The 17185-nt window shown below is 44.0% G+C and carries 17 protein-coding genes; 2 read left to right on the forward strand and 15 right to left on the reverse strand.

All coding sequences use genetic code 11. From position 1 onward, the window contains the following. Window positions 1-8 precede the first annotated feature (8 nt). The 8 genes from OGY83_RS22635 to hdeA form a co-directional block, all read right to left on the reverse strand. Window positions 9-710 carry an urease accessory protein UreF gene (locus tag OGY83_RS22635; protein ID WP_286637157.1) on the reverse strand — a complete coding sequence of 234 codons (702 nt, stop codon included), beginning with the start codon at window positions 708-710 and terminating at the stop codon, window positions 9-11. Between the two features lie 19 nt (window positions 711-729). Then, window positions 730-1293 (reverse strand): urease accessory protein UreE, encoded by a 564-nt coding sequence (locus OGY83_RS22640; RefSeq protein WP_286636956.1) that lies wholly within the window; start codon window positions 1291-1293, stop codon window positions 730-732. 13 nt (window positions 1294-1306) lie between these two features. Beyond that, window positions 1307-3025, reverse strand: a complete 1719-nt coding sequence (locus OGY83_RS22645; RefSeq protein WP_286636957.1) for an urease subunit alpha — start codon at window positions 3023-3025, stop codon at window positions 1307-1309. Between the two features lie 9 nt (window positions 3026-3034). After that, window positions 3035-3463, reverse strand: coding sequence for an urease subunit beta (locus tag OGY83_RS22650; RefSeq protein WP_079939099.1), 429 nt, complete (start codon window positions 3461-3463; stop codon window positions 3035-3037). Between the two features lie 18 nt (window positions 3464-3481). Beyond that, window positions 3482-3784 (reverse strand): urease subunit gamma, encoded by a 303-nt coding sequence (locus OGY83_RS22655; protein ID WP_003845045.1) that lies wholly within the window; start codon window positions 3782-3784, stop codon window positions 3482-3484. A 3-nt stretch (window positions 3785-3787) separates the two neighbouring features. After that, window positions 3788-5047: an ammonium transporter gene (locus OGY83_RS22660; RefSeq protein WP_194210531.1), complete on the reverse strand. Its 1260-nt coding sequence runs from the start codon at window positions 5045-5047 to the stop codon at window positions 3788-3790. Window positions 5048-5142: 95 nt separating this feature from the next. Beyond that, window positions 5143-5433, reverse strand: a complete 291-nt coding sequence (hdeB, locus tag OGY83_RS22665) for an acid-activated periplasmic chaperone HdeB (protein WP_079939097.1) — start codon at window positions 5431-5433, stop codon at window positions 5143-5145. Window positions 5434-5532: 99 nt separating this feature from the next. Further along, a complete protein-coding gene (gene hdeA, locus OGY83_RS22670; protein ID WP_286636958.1) occupies window positions 5533-5847 on the reverse strand; it encodes an acid-activated periplasmic chaperone HdeA in 315 nt (104 codons plus the stop codon). Between the two features lie 262 nt (window positions 5848-6109). Between hdeA and OGY83_RS22675 the strand changes: the two genes are divergently transcribed. Next, window positions 6110-6679 (forward strand): HdeD family acid-resistance protein, encoded by a 570-nt coding sequence (locus OGY83_RS22675; protein WP_286636959.1) that lies wholly within the window; start codon window positions 6110-6112, stop codon window positions 6677-6679. 204 nt (window positions 6680-6883) lie between these two features. Here OGY83_RS22675 and OGY83_RS22680 read toward each other — a convergent pair whose 3' ends face one another. The 6 genes from OGY83_RS22680 to OGY83_RS22705 all read right to left on the reverse strand — a co-directional run bounded on the left by OGY83_RS22680 (window position 6884) and on the right by OGY83_RS22705 (window position 13708). After that, entirely contained in the window at window positions 6884-10021 is a 3138-nt protein-coding gene (locus OGY83_RS22680; protein ID WP_286636960.1) for an efflux RND transporter permease subunit, read from the reverse strand. A gap of 24 nt (window positions 10022-10045) precedes the next feature. Continuing rightward, entirely contained in the window at window positions 10046-11200 is a 1155-nt protein-coding gene (locus OGY83_RS22685) for an efflux RND transporter periplasmic adaptor subunit (RefSeq protein ID WP_194210934.1), read from the reverse strand. Between the two features lie 36 nt (window positions 11201-11236). Next, complete coding sequence (crcB, locus tag OGY83_RS22690; protein WP_286636961.1) at window positions 11237-11626, reverse strand: fluoride efflux transporter CrcB; 390 nt, start codon at window positions 11624-11626, stop codon at window positions 11237-11239. Window positions 11627-11667: 41 nt separating this feature from the next. Then, window positions 11668-12198 carry a helix-turn-helix domain-containing protein gene (locus OGY83_RS22695; RefSeq protein WP_123267642.1) on the reverse strand — a complete coding sequence of 177 codons (531 nt, stop codon included), beginning with the start codon at window positions 12196-12198 and terminating at the stop codon, window positions 11668-11670. A gap of 527 nt (window positions 12199-12725) precedes the next feature. Beyond that, entirely contained in the window at window positions 12726-13319 is a 594-nt protein-coding gene (locus OGY83_RS22700; RefSeq protein WP_286636962.1) for a Slp family lipoprotein, read from the reverse strand. Between the two features lie 134 nt (window positions 13320-13453). Continuing rightward, the gene (locus tag OGY83_RS22705; protein ID WP_079939938.1) at window positions 13454-13708 is read right to left on the reverse strand and encodes a YdgH/BhsA/McbA family protein; all 255 of its coding nucleotides are present in this window, start codon (window positions 13706-13708) and stop codon (window positions 13454-13456) included. 623 nt (window positions 13709-14331) lie between these two features. Here OGY83_RS22705 and OGY83_RS22710 point away from each other — a divergent pair. Continuing rightward, entirely contained in the window at window positions 14332-16230 is a 1899-nt protein-coding gene (locus tag OGY83_RS22710) for a methyl-accepting chemotaxis protein (RefSeq protein WP_286636963.1), read from the forward strand. A 76-nt stretch (window positions 16231-16306) separates the two neighbouring features. Here the strand turns inward: OGY83_RS22710 and OGY83_RS22715 are convergent, their stop codons facing one another. Continuing rightward, complete coding sequence (locus tag OGY83_RS22715; RefSeq protein ID WP_286636964.1) at window positions 16307-16912, reverse strand: DUF1062 domain-containing protein; 606 nt, start codon at window positions 16910-16912, stop codon at window positions 16307-16309. Window positions 16913-17185: the final 273 nt, after the last annotated feature.

A 17185-nucleotide genomic window follows, 5' to 3' on the forward strand; every position in this document is an offset into this window, starting at 1 on the left:
GACCTCAGTTAATTCATAAACAGACGTACATGGGCATCGACATGAACAGCCGCAAGAATGTCGATCACCGGCGAAAAAGAAGACATTTCTTCGGGGTGGGTATTTAGTGCCATTTCAGCGTAATCAGGAAAAAGCGACGTGGCTTCGGCCAGGATTTTTTGGCTATCCAGATGCGTAATCCGCATCAGTCTTTGCGCTGCACTGAGAATGGTCGTCGCTACGCCATAAAAGTGCATGGCCAGCATGGCTTCTTCATCAAGTTCTAAATGGTGCATAAGTAAGGCATGAGAAACAGGATAGGTACCAATAACATGGCGCTGGCGTATTTGCTCAAGCCACCAGTTAAATAGACGATCATGGTAAATAGCTGCTGAAAGCTCGGTTAACTTCTTACCCATTCTTTGGGTCATCAGTCGGGCTTCTGGTGATAGTTTTCTACTGATTACATCATTATCTATAGAAATAAGCTCATTTAACCTGTTGCTGCGACAGGCGCGCATGGCCTGTATTTGTGCGACAGCATCACATTTTGCTGCCTGCAATAGTGCCGTACAGACATATTGCTTGAGGGTATGCCGGTCATAGACAATTCCACATGAAATGGCAGACTCAACCCCACAGGAAAAAGTAAATGCCCCGACAGGTAGGACCGAATCTCCAAAATGCAGTATTCGTGCAATATTCAGTACTCTATGTGAACTATCTGGCATGTTCGGCAACCCTATTATGTTAGTGATCAATGTGTACATGTGTATGTGCTTCTTCCGTACCGCCAAAAAGAAGTCTGGATTCCGATGGTGTTAAGAGTGGAATGACTTTTTCACCTTCCGTGAAGTAATACTGACCCTCGGTGTAACCATGAGATTTCATTACTGAAGCCAACATCTTGTCGGCCACGACAATGGGAATAAAAACGCAGTATCCTTTGATGACGGCTTTCCAGTGTTGATTCCCTAGAGCATGACCTAATTCAAAGGCGCGAGTGAGAAGGTCGGTGATTTTCTCTACGCCAAATAACCCCAGATCGACAATCATCACACGTCGTAGCTGTATTTTTACCGTAAGTAAATAACGGTTATTTTTGTCATATAAAAGAATGTCGCCATCATTAAGACGGAGATTACGGTCAAGGGATAAACCGATATCATAGCCGAATTGACTTTTTTTACGGCAACGACTTTTTTGTGCCTCCCATTGTTCTAGCACGAGTACATCGTGTTTAATATCTTCAGCGGAAAGGTCAAGTACACCATGAGAATTAATATTTCCGAGAGTTCTTTCAATTAAATACATAGCTATTTTCCTTTCAACCAAAGAAATATTTTTGATTCATTACCGCAGTTTGAATAGGCTGGCAGGTAGCGTGCACACCATCAACCTTGACGGCGAATGTCTCTGGGTTTACGTCAATTTTTGGGGTTGCATTATTTCTGATAAGATCGTGTTTACTGATGTTACGGCAGTTATTGACTGCGACAACCTGTCTTTCAAGGCCAGCTTTTTCTTTAACGCCATCATCAAAGGCAGCTTTTGAGACGAAAGTAAGGCAGGTATCCTGCAGCGTTTTTCCCATTGCACCAAACATGGGGCGGTAAAATACTGGCTGAGGAGTAGGCAGCGAAGCGTTAGGGTCACCCATTAAAGACCAGTTGATCATTCCCCCTTTAATAATGAGTTTTGGTTTAGCTCCAAAAAATTGCGGTTCCCAGAGTACCAGGTCAGCCATCTTACCCACTTCAACAGAGCCAATAATATGGCTGACGCCTTGCGTAATAGCAGGGTTAATCGTAATTTTGGCGACGTATCGGAGAACGCGGAAATTATCATTCTCTGGACTATCTTCCGGTAATTTTCCGCGAGCTACTTTCATGGCATGCGCGGTTTGTACCAGGCGAAGCCAGTTTTCACCCACGCGTCCCATAGCCTGAGAATCGCTGGAGAACATAGATATTACGCCCATATCATGCAGGATATTTTCGGCGGCAATGGTTTCAGGGCGAACGCGGCTTTCTGCAAATGAAACATCGGCAGCCACGTTAGGATTGAGGTTGTGGCACACCATAATCATATCGAACAGTTCTGCCTGGCTGTTGATACCAAAAGGAAGCGTTGGATTAGTAGAACTTGGCAGGACGTTTGGTTGGCTGGCGACCTTAATAATATCCGGGGCATGACCACCGCCAGCGCCTTCTGTATGAAAGGTGTGAATTGTCCTTCCTTCAAAGGCGGCAATCGTATTTTCGACATATCCTGCTTCATTAAGACTGTCGGTGTGTACAGAGACCTGAATGTCCATATCATCTGCTGTGCGCAGTGCGTGTCGGAGCGCGTTTGGCGTAGCACCCCAATCTTCATGTACTTTTAGCCCAACGGCACCGGCAATGATTTGTTCTTCGAGAGGGGCTTTATTGTAGGCATTTCCTTTGCCAAGTAGACCGATATTGACCGGAATACCTTCCCATGCCCGCAGCATGGCGCGCATATTCTTTGGTCCCGCAGTCACTGTGGTTCCATTCGTACCATCAGTGGGACCTATGCCGCCACCGAAGAAGGTGGTAATGCCGTTAGATAATGCAGCATAAGCTTGCTGAGGAGAGATGAGATGAATATGGGAATCGATACCCGCCGCAGTCAAAATCAAATGCTCGCCTGATATCGCATCCGTGCTAAGCCCAACCGTCATCCCAGGTGTTACACCAGACATAATTGCGGGGTTACCGCTTTTACCAATCCCTGAGATCAGTCCATCCTTAATGCCTACATCCGCTTTAATCACACCCAGTTTTGCATCAACTATCGTGACATTTGTAATAACCAGATCGAGAACCCCCTGGTCGTGGGTACACTGATTATTAGCCCCCATTCCATCACGTAGAGATTTTCCTCCGCCATAGACTGCTTCGTCACCATAACCACGTAAATCTTGTTCAATTTCAATATACAAATCCGTTTCGCCCAAACGAATTTTATCACCGGTCGTTGGACCAAACAGACTGGAGTATTCCTTTCTGGATATTGTTGGCATAAGAGATCCTTAGCTGGGATTGTTTGGCATTTTGAAACCGGCTCGCCGGGCATTATCAATCAGTGATTTCAACTTCACTGGATCTTTAATAACTTCAGCGAGTTGCTGACCTGTCATATCAACGAGGTTATTAAATCCAAAAATATCGTTGTCCCCACTATAGGGGATGAGTTCTATTTCTATCTCATCGCCTGGCTCAAAGCGTATTGCAGTCGTGGCGGTAATGTTTAAGCGCTTTCCCAGCGCACTTACACGATCAAATTCCAGTTCTTTATTAGCTTCGAAGAAATGGAAATGTGAACCTACCTGAATCGGTCGATCTCCTGTGTTCTTAACGCGCACTTTTGTTACAGGTTTCTCTGTATTAAATGACACAGGGGTATCCTGTAAAACGTAGCCCCCATAGGGTACGGATTTTGTTTCTTTATCCTCAGGCATAGTCTATTTCTCCTGCTATTAACGAATAGGGTCGTGAACAGTTACCAGTCGGCTACCATCGGTAAAAATAGCTTCAACCTGTATTTGTGGTATAAGATCTGCGACACCTTCCATGACGTCGTCTTTGGTCAGAACATCTCTTGATTTATTCATGACGGTTTCCAGATCATTTCCTTCTCTGGCACTTTCCATGGCCGTTGACGCAATAATAGAAACAGCTTCAGGATAATTTAGTTTTATGCCTTTTTCTTTTCTGCTTTGAGCCACGCTGGCAAGTGAGTAAATCATTATTTTCTCAATTTCTCTGGGACTAAGTTTCATTAATTACTCCTTACCTGAAGGGGTATAAGCATCCTCACCAAATGCTGAATAATCAGGAGATTGGCGAGCGTCATTGGTTGAAATTCGCACCGGGGTAAATCTGTTAATTATCCATAAAATGAGCAGAGTAAATATAAAGGACCATATGCTGGTGATCAGCACCGCTGCGAGTTGTTTTGCAACCTGCAATATTCCACCACCTTCCAGCAATCCTGACGGCCCTTTGCTGTTCCAGGCCTGAGATGCAAAAACACCGAGTAGAATAGAACCGGTAATGCCACCCATGCCATGTACGCCAAAAACGTCCAGTGCATCATCAACATATTTTTTAACAAACAGTGCGCAGTAGTAGCAGACAAAACCGGCAACAATACCAATAAATGCTGCGGATTGAATTGAAACATACCCTGCCGCAGGTGTGATGGTGGCAAGACCCGCGACGGCTCCTGTCAGGAAACCAACAAATTTCGGTTTGCCGGTGTGCATTTTTTCAATAAATAGCCATGTGGCACCGGAAAAAGCAGCCGCAATATCGGTGGTGACAAACGCAGAAACTGTAATAGTGTTAACTTGTAATTCAGATCCTGCGTTAAAACCATACCAGCCAAACCAGAGCAATCCCGCACCCAGAGCAATATAAGGAATATTATGGCTACCATCTGGTTGAATTATTCGTCGCCCAACGTATAGAGCGGAAGCAAGCGCTGCGAATCCGGCCGTTGCGTGGACGACGATACCACCGGCAAAATCAACCACACCCCATTTAGCCATTGCGCCCTGGGGGCTCCAGACCATGTGCACAAACGGGCAGTAAACGAATAATGTCCAGAGAGTAATAAAAATCAGATATGCCTTGAATTTCACCCTGCCAACAAAAGCACCAGTAATCAAGGCCGGGGTTATAATTGCGAACATCATTTGGTAAGCGAAATGTACCAGGATTGGGATCCCTGCGTTATTGCCGGTAAACAGCGTGTTCGCATTGATATTATGTAAAAAAGCATAGTGCAGAGGATCGCCAATAATGCCATTAAGGCTGGGGCCGAAGGCTAAAGAATAGCCCACAGCAAACCACAGTATCGCTACCCAGCTCATGGAGACAAAACTCTGAAACATGATGGTGAGTATGCCTTTACGCTGGACTAAACCACCGTAAAAAAAAGCAAGCCCTGGTGTCATTAACATAACCAGACTAGCGCATAACAGCATAAAAGCTGTATTAGCCGGGTCCAGTAATTGAAATTGAACAGGTGATATTCCCATATACCCTGTGCCCTTTTCTGAAGGTTTATAAAGGTGATGTGTTTTAGCTTTTTCAATATGAAGGGCTAATCACTAATCAGTGTATTTACTGGCAATTATTTATCTTTGAATGAATACAGTTTTAATTGTGGATTATGTTTGCAATATTCAATGACTTGCGGGATGCTGGTAAGATCTGTCTCATTCAAAGACACTGAATCCCCTCCCTTATAAACTGTTTCTTCATGCAGCATCCACCATGCTACAGGAAGCATTGCTTTGGGATTTAGATTGATGAACTCCTGACAGGTCATTTTGTCAGGACTGTTTTCGGCTGAATGTGCCATAGGGGTGTTTAGCATGAACAATGATAATAGAGAGGTAAGTGTGATAAGTACGCGTCTCATATATAGCCTCTTGGTGTTTTGACTACAATTAATTTACTGAAGCGGGAACTATTGGGGCACAGTTCTCGCTTCAGTGATATCAATACATAAAATTATTGATTACAGATCCTTTTTGATTTTGTCCCACTCACTGTCGGCTTTTTTCTTGAAATTGGCTTTTTTATCCTGCATACATGCCTGAACCAGCGCAGGAGTTACGGTTTCAACACCTTTAACATCAAGTACCGCATCTTCCGGTTTATCCTTTTTATTCAATGCTTCAGCAAAGCCAACTACCGTGGGCTGGAATGTGGCATCGGTGGCAAGAAAATCTTCACATGTCCACTGGCTGAGCGGCTTGTGATTATCTGCCGCCTGGCTCAGCGCGGGGATCATGAGTAGAGAGCCAACGATAATGCTTAATGTTTTATTCATCTAACGTACCTCTTGTATCAATTAATGTCGACGGGTGGAAAGTCTGATAGCGACTATAAATATATATCCTGGAACAGCATGAATGTCATATTTTGAATGAAATCGTGATTTTTATATGTTCAATATTTTCTTTTTATTTGAAAGGGTTGCGCGTTGTTTAAGATGAATTTATCAGACTATATTATTAATGACGTGTTATTTATTGATGATATTTAGCATAAATTAATGTTGTCAGTAGTACTCTGGCTAACAGGAGAAGAAAATGTTAAATGTAACACGAGATATTCTATCTAAACTTGACGATGATGTGCTGGTTAAACAGCGGCGATTTCTTAAATTTCTGGCATGCCTGATGTTCTTGGGTGGGGTGCTTTTTATCCTTTTTCCGTATGTGTCCGGAGGTGTACTCAGTATCATCGTCGGCGGAATTTTAATGTGTAGCGGTGTGGCCCTGGCGATAGGTCTGTTTAAGAATCGGGTGCATAACTTTTGGCCCGTTGTTTCTGGAATAGTCGTTAGCATCGCATACTTTTTGATGGGGTATTTTTTCATCACGGCACCTGAGTTGGGTATTTTTGCTATTGCAACATTTTTGGCGTGTTTGTTTTGTCTGGGAGGCATTATTCGACTGACCACGTTTTTTAAGCGTCGTAAAGAGAAAAAAGTGTGGCTGCAAGGGGTGATCGGTGTATTGGACCTTTTTATTGCCTGGTGTTTTATTACTGCTGCTCCGCAGGCATCGATTTACATGGTGTCGATGGTAACGGGAATTGAACTCATGTTGAGTGGGATTAGCTGCATCTTTATTGCCAATCAGTTTCGTAAGCCATAGCATTACGGTCTAAGATATTATTATAAACAGGCCCCGGTAACGGGGTCGTTAATATATAAAAAAACTGCCCTTGCGGGCAGTTGAAAATGAAAATATAGCCAAGTGTTTTCTCAGGGGATCAGTCTGCACTGAAGCCTTTATAATCCTAAATAATATAGATAAACATTTCAAAAGTTATCGTGGTTATATTTTAATAAATAAATCTTAATAATTATTCTTGGTTCCTTTTGTAGTAGTTATCTTAGCGAACAAACGATGTACAACAATAAAGAAGACGGGGACAAAAAATATTGCCAGGATGGTTGCTGCGATCATCCCACCCATCACACCTGTTCCTACCGCATTTTGCGCACCCGATCCTGCGCCATTACTGATGACTAATGGAAGCACGCCAAGAATGAACGCCAGAGAGGTCATCAGAATCGGTCTTAAGCGCATTCGTGCTGCGTCTAATGTCGCTTCAATATCGCTTTTACCCTGTTTTTGCATGAGCTCAACGGCAAATTCTACAATCAAAATTGCGTTTTTAGCGGATAACCCAATTGTGGTCAGCAGACCTACCTGAAAATAGACATCATTGGTTAACCCGCGTAGCCAGGTTGCTGATAAGGCCCCAACAACACCAAGTGGAACAACCAGCATTACGGCAAATGGAATTGACCAGCTTTCATAGAGCGCTGCCAGACACAGAAAAACAACGACGATTGAAATAAAGTACAGCATAGGGGCCTGGTCGGTGGATAAGCGCTCCTGATAAGACATTCCTGTCCAGTCATACCCGATACCAGCGGGCAGCTTTTCGATGAGCGAGACCATAAATGCCATGGCATCACCAGTACTTTTACCTGGCGCGGCTTCGCCAAGAATCTCCATTGAAGGAGAGCCGTTGTAGCGTTCAAGACGCGGTGAGCCATAAGTCCACTCTGTTTTGGCAAATGCCCTAAACGGAACCATGTCTGCGGATGCGTTACGGACATACCAACTGTTCACACTTTCTGGGAGCATGCGGTAGGGGATGGCTGCCTGCACAAAGACTTTTTTGACGCGCCCATTATCCAGAAAGTCGTTAACGTAGCTGCTTCCAAAAGCGGTTGAGATCGTTTGATTAATATCGTTGAGATTGACGCCCATTGATTCTGCTTTCGCGGCATTGACCTGCACCCGAAACATGGGCGTATCTTCCAGTCCATTGGGTCGAACGCCGACCACCTGTTCGGGGTATTGTTTCGCCATTCCGAGGAGCTGATTTCTTGCCTGAGTGAGTTTTTGATGACCCAGATTGGCTTTATCAATAAGTTCCAGATCAAAACCTGAAGCCGTTCCAAGTTCCGGGACGGCAGGTAAATTAAAGGGATAGACAATGGCTTGGTTGATTGTGCTCAGTGCTTTAATCGCGCGTTGAATAATTGCATTAATGCCATCAGCGCTGGCCGTGCGATCAGACCAGGGTTTCAGGCTAACAAAAGCCAGGCCGTTGTTCTGACCTTGCCCACTGAATCCAAAACCACTGACCGTAAAAACTGATTCCACATTATTTTTTTCCTGAGTCAGGTAATAGTGGCTTACGTCTGCAAGCACCTGATTAGTTTTCACAAGCGTAGCGCCTGGCGGCAACTGGGCCATAGTTAGCAAAACGCCCTGATCTTCTTCAGGTAAAAACGAGGTTGGAATACGTAAAAAAAGTACTAACATGGCAATAATAATCAGTAAATACAGAATCATATATCGAGATGTTACTCGCAGAATTTTACGTGTACTGTCGCTGTAATGTTGGGTAAAACGCTCAAAGTACAGGTTAAACAGTGCGAAAAAACGGGGTGGGGAGTGGGGAATATCCTTATGTGCCGGCTTGATCAGCGTGGCACAGAGTGCGGGAGTTAGTGATAGTGCGGTCAATAAGGAAAGCGCCATAGCTGCGACAATAGTCACTGAGAATTGCCGGTATATTTCTCCGGTAGAACCCCCCAGTAATGCCATAGGTACGAATACAGCCGAGAGGACAAGAACAATCCCCACCAGCGCCCCCTGGATTTGCGACATCGATTTATGTGTGGCCTCTTTGGGCGAAAGATGTTCCTCGGCGATCACGCGTTCAACATTTTCCACAACCACGATAGCATCATCAACGAGCAGCCCAATGGCCAGGACAAGGCCAAACATGGTCAACGTATTGATGGTAAAGCCAGCCACGGCGAGAACGGCAAATGTGCCTAATATGACAACCGGTACCGCAATTGTTGGAATAAGCGTTGCACGAAAATTTTGTAAGAACAAATACATAACGATGAATACTAAAACAATGGCTTCAACCAGAGTTTTAACGACTTCTTGTATTGATATTTGAATGAAGGGCGTTGTGTCATAGGGGTAGACGGTTTTGAGACCAGAAGGAAACCAGGGTGAAAGCCGGGATATTTCCTCTTTCACTAACTTTGCTGTATCAAGGGCATTAGCGCCAGTTGCCAATTTAATCGCAATTCCTGCTGCGGGTTTACCGTTGTATTTCGCGACGGTACCATAACTTTCAGCCCCCAACTCAATGTGGGCAACATCGTTTAACGTAACGCGTGAACCATTCTGTTGAACTTTAAGCAGAATGTTTCCAAACTCCTCAGTACTTTGCAACCGGGTCTGGACGATAATGGAGGCGTTCAGTTGCTGGTTATTTGCCTGAGGCGCACCACCTAATTGCCCTCCCGATATTTGGTTATTTTGTATTTTGATTTTTTGAATGACATCCTGAGGGACGAGTTGGTATTGATTGAGTTTTACCGGATCAAGCCAAATACGCATGGCATGCTGTGAACCAAATAGCTGAATGCTACCCACGCCGGCGATTCTGCTGAGAGGGTCCTTGATGTTTGACGCGACATAATCGGCAATATCGTACTGGTTAAGCGACCCATCTTCTGAAATAAAGCCGGCAACAAGCAATATATTGCTGCTTGCTTTATCAACACTGATACCTTGTTGTTGTACTTGCTGCGGAAGTGACGGCATCGCCAGTTGCAGCTTATTTTGTACCTGTACCTGAGCGATATCTGGGTTGGTTCCCGATTCGAACGTTAGGGTCATAACGGCATTGCCTGAGGCATCGCTGGTGGAGGACATATACATTAATCCATCCAGGCCATTCATATTCTGTTCAATAATCTGCGTTACCGAGTTTTGTACGGTCTGGGCATCCGCTCCCGGGTAGGTTGCGCTGATTGTTACTGCCGGTGGCGCGATGTTGGGGTATTGTGCGATGGGCAACTGAGTGATGGCAATGACGCCGCTTAACATCATGATAATAGCAAGAACCCAGGCGAAGACTGGGCGCTCAATAAAAAAATTCGCCATAGGGAAGACTCCTGTTACCCGGCTTTATTGCGGTATAGAAGGATTAGGTGCAAAAGGGGAGGGAAGCGCATGAGCTTTAATGCCAGGCCTAATCTGCTGGAGCCCGGTAATAATTACCCTGTCGCCGGGGCGTAACCCGGAAGTTACCAGCCATTTATCTCCTATCGCTTTTGCGGTTGTAATTTCACGCAATTGGACAATATTTTCGGTATCGAGAATGAGTGTTGTCGCTTTGCCGCTGGCATTGCGAGTAACCGCTTCTTGCGGAACCAACAATACATGGTGTTGGATGCCTTCATTGAGCACGGCGGTAACGTACATGCCGGGTAAAAGGGTGTTATCAGGGTTAGGGAAGATGGCTCTGAGCGTCACTGACCCCGTTGTTTCATCTACCGTGAGGTCGGAGAATTGCAATTTACCAGTGTGGGCATATCGCTTACCGTTATCAAACTCCAGGAAGACTGTGGCTTGTCCCTGGTTTTGCTCAATTACGCCTTGTTCCATTTCAGTTTTTAGCTGAAGGAAATCATTGGCGGATTGGGTGACATCGACATAAATCGGATCTAGTCGTTGAACCGTGACCAGAGCTTGTCCCTGGTTGGCAGTGACCAACGCGCCGATGGTGACTGTTGATTTGCCGCTTAATCCACTCAGTGGCGAGGTGACGCTGGCATAGTTCAGGTTGATTCTGGCGCTTTCAACTGCCGCTTTCGCCACCACGACGTTTGCCTGCGCTTCCTTCGCGTTAGCCTGAGCCGTGTCATAGTCCTGTCGGCTGACATAGTGTGATTTCAGTAATGACGTAAAACGAGCCAACGTAAAGCGGCTGTTATCTGCAGCAGATTGAGCCTTCGCCTGGTTTCCCTTCGCCCGATCCAGCTCTGCCTGTAAAGGGGCTGGATCAATCTGGTATAATGGATCTCCTGCATTTACCCTGCTGCCTTCCTGAAACTGACGACTGAGAATGATCCCTCCGACCTGCGGGCGTATCTCTGCAATTTCAAAGGGAACAATCCTTCCTGGCAATTTGCTGGTAATATTCGCGGATTCCGCCTGGAGGGTAATCACACCTACATCCGGTACAACGGGATGTGGGAGCGTATTTTTACTGTCATCACATCCTCCGGTGAAGAGAATATTAACCAGGCCAATTACCGCGAATTTTCTTTTTATCTGCATCATAGCACTCACATAAAGGTCACGAGAGTTTGCGGTTTATCGGTACCAATGGGTAATAAACGACGCAATTAAGAAGCCGGTATAAACGGCGAGCAGGGAGAACAGCACATGAACGGTAATTTCCGTACCGGCCCAGATATAATCTTCATTTTGCAAATGTGAAAATACTTCCTCTGAAAAAGTTGAAAAGGTCGATAGACCACCACATAACCCCGTTGTGACCATCAATTTTACTGCTGGCGAGAATGATGTTGACCGTGTAAAAAATACCGTAGCAAAACCAATAATGAATCCAGCAACTATGTTTGAGACAAGAGTGCCGAGAGGCAATAAAGGGAAAAGTGCATTTAGTCGTTGGGATATACCCCAGCGTAAAGCGCTTCCGATACTGCCACCAATCATAATGGCAATTAATGATGTCAGCATATAACCTCAATTTACTATGTTAAATAGTATTAACCTGCACTTTAAAAGTAAGGTGATATTTTTAGAGTAACAAGATCGCTGATTCTTCGAAGCTTTAGTTTGAGCATAATGTTAAATTTCTGAATACGTAGAGTTTGCTCAGAAATATTAAGGGATTTAGTTATATCATTTATGTTCTGTTGATTGATAATTGAGTTAACCAGCTTAAGCTGGTTATGCGAAAGTGCGACATTTGGTTTCTGATATGAAATTTTTTCATCTATGATGAGTGAGAGTAAGTTCATGAGTTGCTCTTTTCTGTTTACAAACAGCAACGGTGACAGGCTTTTCAATTTGCTAATTTGAAAAGGAGCAAGAATGATGATTCTTTGCACATCGATATGGTTGAGAAGTCTGACGGTAACTTCGTCAATAATATTATTATGATAAGTATCAATAACAATTCTCACAGTGTGATCAATGTCATTAAAGTTAATATCTGAAAGTTGATTGATCTTGATGATTTTTTCCTTTTCCTGTAGGTGAATTACTCCCTGGAAAAGGAAAAAATCCTTTGTGATGATGTAAATCATAAAAATGCTCCTTTGGTGCATATTTCTAGTTATAATGTTTTTAAAAATATGGCGTTAAGATTAGTGACTGAGTTTGAAAATGCAGGGGTGGTTGTTCCGTGTTATGTTTATATAATGTTATAAACATAATCTATTTTTATGATTAATCCAGATATAAATCTATATAATAATCCTAAGTAAAAATCTCAATGCCATAAAATATCAGTGGTTCATTTTTTAGTATAAGAAAAATCTTGATATTGGTAATACTCCTTCGGTATTACTAAGAAATATTATGTTTTATGTTATCCAGGATTAATTTATATAAAACAAACTTGTCGGATGTTTTCTGGGGCATTAGGATAAATATGTCACTTGTATTGGTGACGAACTCGAGACTCCTATATAGACTTTTGCTGGCGATGGATTTGCCAGCTTTTTTATTTATATTCAATAGGATAAAAAGTGAAGCATTCATGTGATAATGCCTGGTAGTGTCATTTTTCCAGGCATTGAATAGAGGTGTGGAGCAGGAGAATTATTGAATGTTATGGAGACAGAGTTTTCTCCACTTGTAGCGGTGGGTCATACCATCCCCACCCTGGATACATCATACTATTCCAGTCGGCTGGCCAGGCTGGCCCAATACCGTAATCAAAACCCGGTGCTGGCATAATACGTGTTTCTTCCTTCCATATCTGATAACCGAGAATGTTCATTGTAACAAATGGGTAACTGGAATTACCGACCCGACCCGGACGATTTCCCGTCAGGTTACCCAGTACGGTAACATAGTGATTCCGGAAGTTAACCGGATCGAGAAATGTTAAGCTTTTAGCCAGTATCCGTCCCTGATATTGCGCCCCGATTTCTGGCTGTGCATCATGATTAAGCGGCAGTACAGCTATTTCGAGTAAGGTTTCATGAGGTTGATTAACAACATTGATAACCAGTCCTCCCAATCGAACTTGCTGTCCTACATAGAGGTTAGGGGTTTGCTTCAGTTTAAGAAAATCTTTTTGCAAGTCTGGTTGACCATTACCTTTAATTGATGAAGGAATGGTGGTGCAACCTGAGAGCAAGAGTGTAATTGCAGCGAAGGCGATATATGGCAATTTCCCAGAGGTATAAACCTTGGACATATTACCCTCCTTAAATATATTAAATGAAAGGCTGTAGATTTATTGCGAGATAAAATTACCAGATCCTCCTTTATCAAGAGGATCTGGTATTCGTACAGATATAGTTTATTAACGATTTATTTATATCTAGACATTTAATTATAAATGTCTGCATTGATGGTTTTATGTTCAGAGCGTCCTTCAGTTGATGTAATTACGTAGTATTTGCCACCCTTTTCGTCCACTTTTTTGCTGAGCCCATCATCAGTCATTGTGAATCCATCTTCAGTTACGCTAATTTCTCCTGTTTTTGTATATTTACTTGCCTGTTCTGGTGTAATTTGCTCAGCAGCATATGCAGAAAACACGCATGCCGAACCTAACAATACAATGACACTGAGTTTTTTCATAAATTGATTCTCTTATAGAGTAATGGTGAACATTAATTATGTTAGATAAATTATTTTTTTATTCAATGTGAATGTGAGTCTGTTATCGATACCACGTTTCTCGAAGTGATTAATTAGTTGATCTGAATGTGTTTTTTGATAAATTGATGTTTAATATAATAATCCGAACGTTGGATTCCATCTGCGATCTGCAAAGAATACCGATTGTTGCTTTTATGAGTCAGCTATATTAGCCGGGGATTTTATGCTGATTAAAATTACTACGGATTGTTGAGTTATTTCTATGAGCTATCTTCACTACGCGGTATCTCGTTGGTTATGGTATACCAGCGTAAGGTGGGAACGCTGCATATGAGAGTTGATTTCCGCCCATTTGAATGGTATCGCCTGGGTGTTTCTTCATTTTCTTAAAAAGAATATTATCCTATTTATAATAAAAGTGCAAAATATAGGCCTATAAATGCTGTTCTGGTAGTTATTTGTCTTGATATGCATAATCAAATAGAGTTATTTTGGCGAATTTTAAACTTGGAAAATCCCCATCAGTCTTTTGAGAAATTTTAAAGTGCAGCCATGTCACGCCGATAACCATAGTGAAAATATGGATAATGGAGGTAAGTGGCATGTGGTGGGTTTATCGAATGCCGATGAAAATGAAGTTAATAATTGCGCTACAACCATTATTACTGGCGTTGTGTTGGTTTGCTGGTTCAGGAATATTAACGCGTATTGAGACAGAACGGCAGATGGAGAATATTGCCCAACTGACAGCGCTCGCACGTAGTGCCGGAAATGTGGTGCATGAACTGCAAAAAGAACGGGGAATGAGTGTCGGATTTCTGGGGGCTGCAGGGACTACGTTCAAAGATGAGTTAAACGCACAGCGGGCTTTGACCGATCGCGAGATCGAGGTATTTGTGCGTTCACTGTCCGATACTGCATTACCGAAAGGGGATGTCGCCACTTCTGTCTCTGCGTTTAAGAAAAACATTCTTTCGCTCGCCACCATCCGCGAAAACGTCACGCAGTTGGGGCTTCCAGCGTCGGATGTCGTTAAGTTTTATACCAACGTCATTGCTGATGTGCTGAGTTTTGTGGGTAGATTGGGGCAGTTGACGGATTCAGGCGAGATGGCTAACGCCTTCGCTGCCTACTACAACCTGTTGAATTTGAAAGAACAAGCGGGTATTGAACGGGCTCTGCTGTCAAATATCTTTTCCTCCGGTCATTTCGCCGACGGACAATTACATCAGCTCAGTGATGTCGTCAGTAAACAGAACGTTTGGCTGACCGAATCGTTACGCCTGAGTTCACCGGAACAGGCGGCTATGTTGAAAAACCGCTTACAGTCAGCAGAAGCGTCAAAAGCCCTCTCATTTCGTGAAACCGCGTTTAACCATGTCGAGAACGGTGGATTCGGTGTCGATCCTACTGTCTGGTTTAAAGTACAAACCCAGCGTATTGAAGTGATGCGGCAGATAGAAAATGTGGCGGCGAATCTTCTGTTGGCGAATGCAGAAAAACTCGCGCAGGATGCACGAAAAAACTGGCAAATATATATGGCTGTTAGCCTGTTAGCGCTCCTGGCATCATTGACGTTCGCAGGGGCCATCGCAATCAATATGCACCGTCAGTTTAGTGGCACGCTACGCAAGATTGCGGGTATGAACGGCGATCTGACTCAACGTCTGGCGACCCCGGGCAAAGATGAGCTTTCCTCACTTAATCGTGCCTATAACACGATGCTGGAAAGTATTCAGCATATCGTGCAGGAGATTAAGCAAGGCTCCGTGGTTTTATCCGATGCCAGTAGCAGTATTACGGCGGGAAATCAGGATCTGGCTCAACGTACAGATGAACAGGCTGCATCAATAGTAGAAGCTGTGGCCAGTATGGAGCAGCTATCAACTGCGATTACGCAAACGGCGGATAATGCCCGCGAAGCGGAGCATCTGACAATCAGACTGGAAAAAGAGGTCCGACAGGCCAGTAACGTTGCCAGTGCGGCGAACCAGAGTATGGGGGATATTCGCGCTTCCAGTGAGAAAATCTCGAATATAGTGACCTCGATTGACGATATTTCGTTTCAGACTAACTTACTGGCGCTGAATGCGGCAGTGGAAGCTGCACGGGCAGGAGAGATGGGCAGGGGGTTTGCTGTCGTAGCCAGTGAAGTGAGAAATCTTTCGCAGCGTTGCGCCAAAGAGGCTAACCAAATCCGTGAGCTGGTCGCGCAGAATATGGTCAAAATTAGTGAGGGCGTTGAGCGGGTTACTGCGTCTGCAACCGCGCTGGAAGCCGCGGCGGATAATACCACCAGTATGAAGCAATATATTGCGGATATCGCGCGTGTGGCGACGGAGCAGTCGCAAGGGGTAACCCAGATAAACCTGGCATTGCGACCGATGGAGCAGGTCACGCAGCAAAATGCGGCATTGGTTTCTCAGGCTGCGAGCGACAGCCAGCGCTTGGACAATTTGTCGGTCACCATGAAGGGTCTGGTTAACCGTTTTGTTGTCTGACGTGACGCCGTTTAACCGACCCGGACGACATACCGGGTCGGTTAAGTCTCATCACCTTATTGTGAGTTGCATATTGTTAACGCTGACTCAGAACAACTTTTCGCTGAGCACATAATGTGACTACTGACAGATTAAAATTTAAATGTCCTGTCATTAGTTTTCGGGATTTAAGTTCTTTCATCGTAATACCGCGAATATGACCTTCATCTATCAGTTTCTTTATCTCCGCAGTGCTGAGTAAAAGCTGTCGCTTCAATATCGACAGCACACTAATCTGAAAAGAATGGGAAAGTCTGATGTTGACGGTGACGTTCTGGCCACTGTTGATGCTGACCTGCCACTGTTCATGAATACGAAAATCAGGTTTACCTGCAAGCTCAGCATTATTCCGGTTCAGGGTCGCCTTATCATTGGCAAAATAGTGAACTGTACTGGCATCGTTGGTGATAAATCGATGATACAGTTCGCGATTGATTTTGCTGACGTGAAGCCGTGAAAACAGCGAAATGTTCCATGTATATTCGCAGTGGATGCATTTATAAATGCTCCAGATATCGAGCACTTTCTTTTGCGAATTGACTCTGAATGCTCCGGAAGGTGTGAATTCGCGTTTTACATTACATGATGGACAACGCTTAGCTATGCGCTGGTACCCGACAGGGGTGGTCCATGTGACTTTCATACCGTACCTTTTTTAACCCAAATAAATTCGGATCCGTTTTGAACGAACCATCGTTTTTATGTGAGAAAAATATTTTTAAATATTTTTCAGTGGGTTAAGAAAAGATTTCTAACACAGTGACCCTTTCTGCCAACAAATGTATCTCGAGAGATTATCAGTGTGGATGCACTCAAGTATATGAGTTCAATCAATATTTATTATGTTGCCCGGAGGGAGTGCAACTTCTGACGTCGGTTACCCTGGTAATTTCTTCCTGCAGGTATTCGAGGGGGG

The sequence above is a fragment of the Citrobacter sp. Cpo090 genome, assembly GCF_030332665.1.
In the GTDB taxonomy this organism is placed as follows: Bacteria; Pseudomonadota; Gammaproteobacteria; order Enterobacterales; family Enterobacteriaceae; genus Citrobacter; species Citrobacter portucalensis.

Coding starts and splice junctions, on each gene's coding strand:
- OGY83_RS22635 (WP_286637157.1), bottom strand. CDS start 710: ATGCCAGATAGTTCACATAGAGTACTGAATATTGCACGAATACTGCAT.
- OGY83_RS22640 (WP_286636956.1), bottom strand. CDS start 1,293: ATGTATTTAATTGAAAGAACTCTCGGAAATATTAATTCTCATGGTGTA.
- OGY83_RS22645 (WP_286636957.1), bottom strand. CDS start 3,025: ATGCCAACAATATCCAGAAAGGAATACTCCAGTCTGTTTGGTCCAACG.
- OGY83_RS22650 (WP_079939099.1), bottom strand. CDS start 3,463: ATGCCTGAGGATAAAGAAACAAAATCCGTACCCTATGGGGGCTACGTT.
- OGY83_RS22655 (WP_003845045.1), bottom strand. CDS start 3,784: ATGAAACTTAGTCCCAGAGAAATTGAGAAAATAATGATTTACTCACTT.
- OGY83_RS22660 (WP_194210531.1), bottom strand. CDS start 5,047: ATGGGAATATCACCTGTTCAATTTCAATTACTGGACCCGGCTAATACA.
- hdeB (WP_079939097.1), bottom strand. CDS start 5,433: ATGAGACGCGTACTTATCACACTTACCTCTCTATTATCATTGTTCATG.
- hdeA (WP_286636958.1), bottom strand. CDS start 5,847: ATGAATAAAACATTAAGCATTATCGTTGGCTCTCTACTCATGATCCCC.
- OGY83_RS22675 (WP_286636959.1), top strand. CDS start 6,110: ATGTTAAATGTAACACGAGATATTCTATCTAAACTTGACGATGATGTG.
- OGY83_RS22680 (WP_286636960.1), bottom strand. CDS start 10,021: ATGGCGAATTTTTTTATTGAGCGCCCAGTCTTCGCCTGGGTTCTTGCT.
- OGY83_RS22685 (WP_194210934.1), bottom strand. CDS start 11,200: ATGCAGATAAAAAGAAAATTCGCGGTAATTGGCCTGGTTAATATTCTC.
- crcB (WP_286636961.1), bottom strand. CDS start 11,626: ATGCTGACATCATTAATTGCCATTATGATTGGTGGCAGTATCGGAAGC.
- OGY83_RS22695 (WP_123267642.1), bottom strand. CDS start 12,198: ATGATTTACATCATCACAAAGGATTTTTTCCTTTTCCAGGGAGTAATT.
- OGY83_RS22700 (WP_286636962.1), bottom strand. CDS start 13,319: ATGTCCAAGGTTTATACCTCTGGGAAATTGCCATATATCGCCTTCGCT.
- OGY83_RS22705 (WP_079939938.1), bottom strand. CDS start 13,708: ATGAAAAAACTCAGTGTCATTGTATTGTTAGGTTCGGCATGCGTGTTT.
- OGY83_RS22710 (WP_286636963.1), top strand. CDS start 14,332: ATGTGGTGGGTTTATCGAATGCCGATGAAAATGAAGTTAATAATTGCG.
- OGY83_RS22715 (WP_286636964.1), bottom strand. CDS start 16,912: ATGAAAGTCACATGGACCACCCCTGTCGGGTACCAGCGCATAGCTAAG.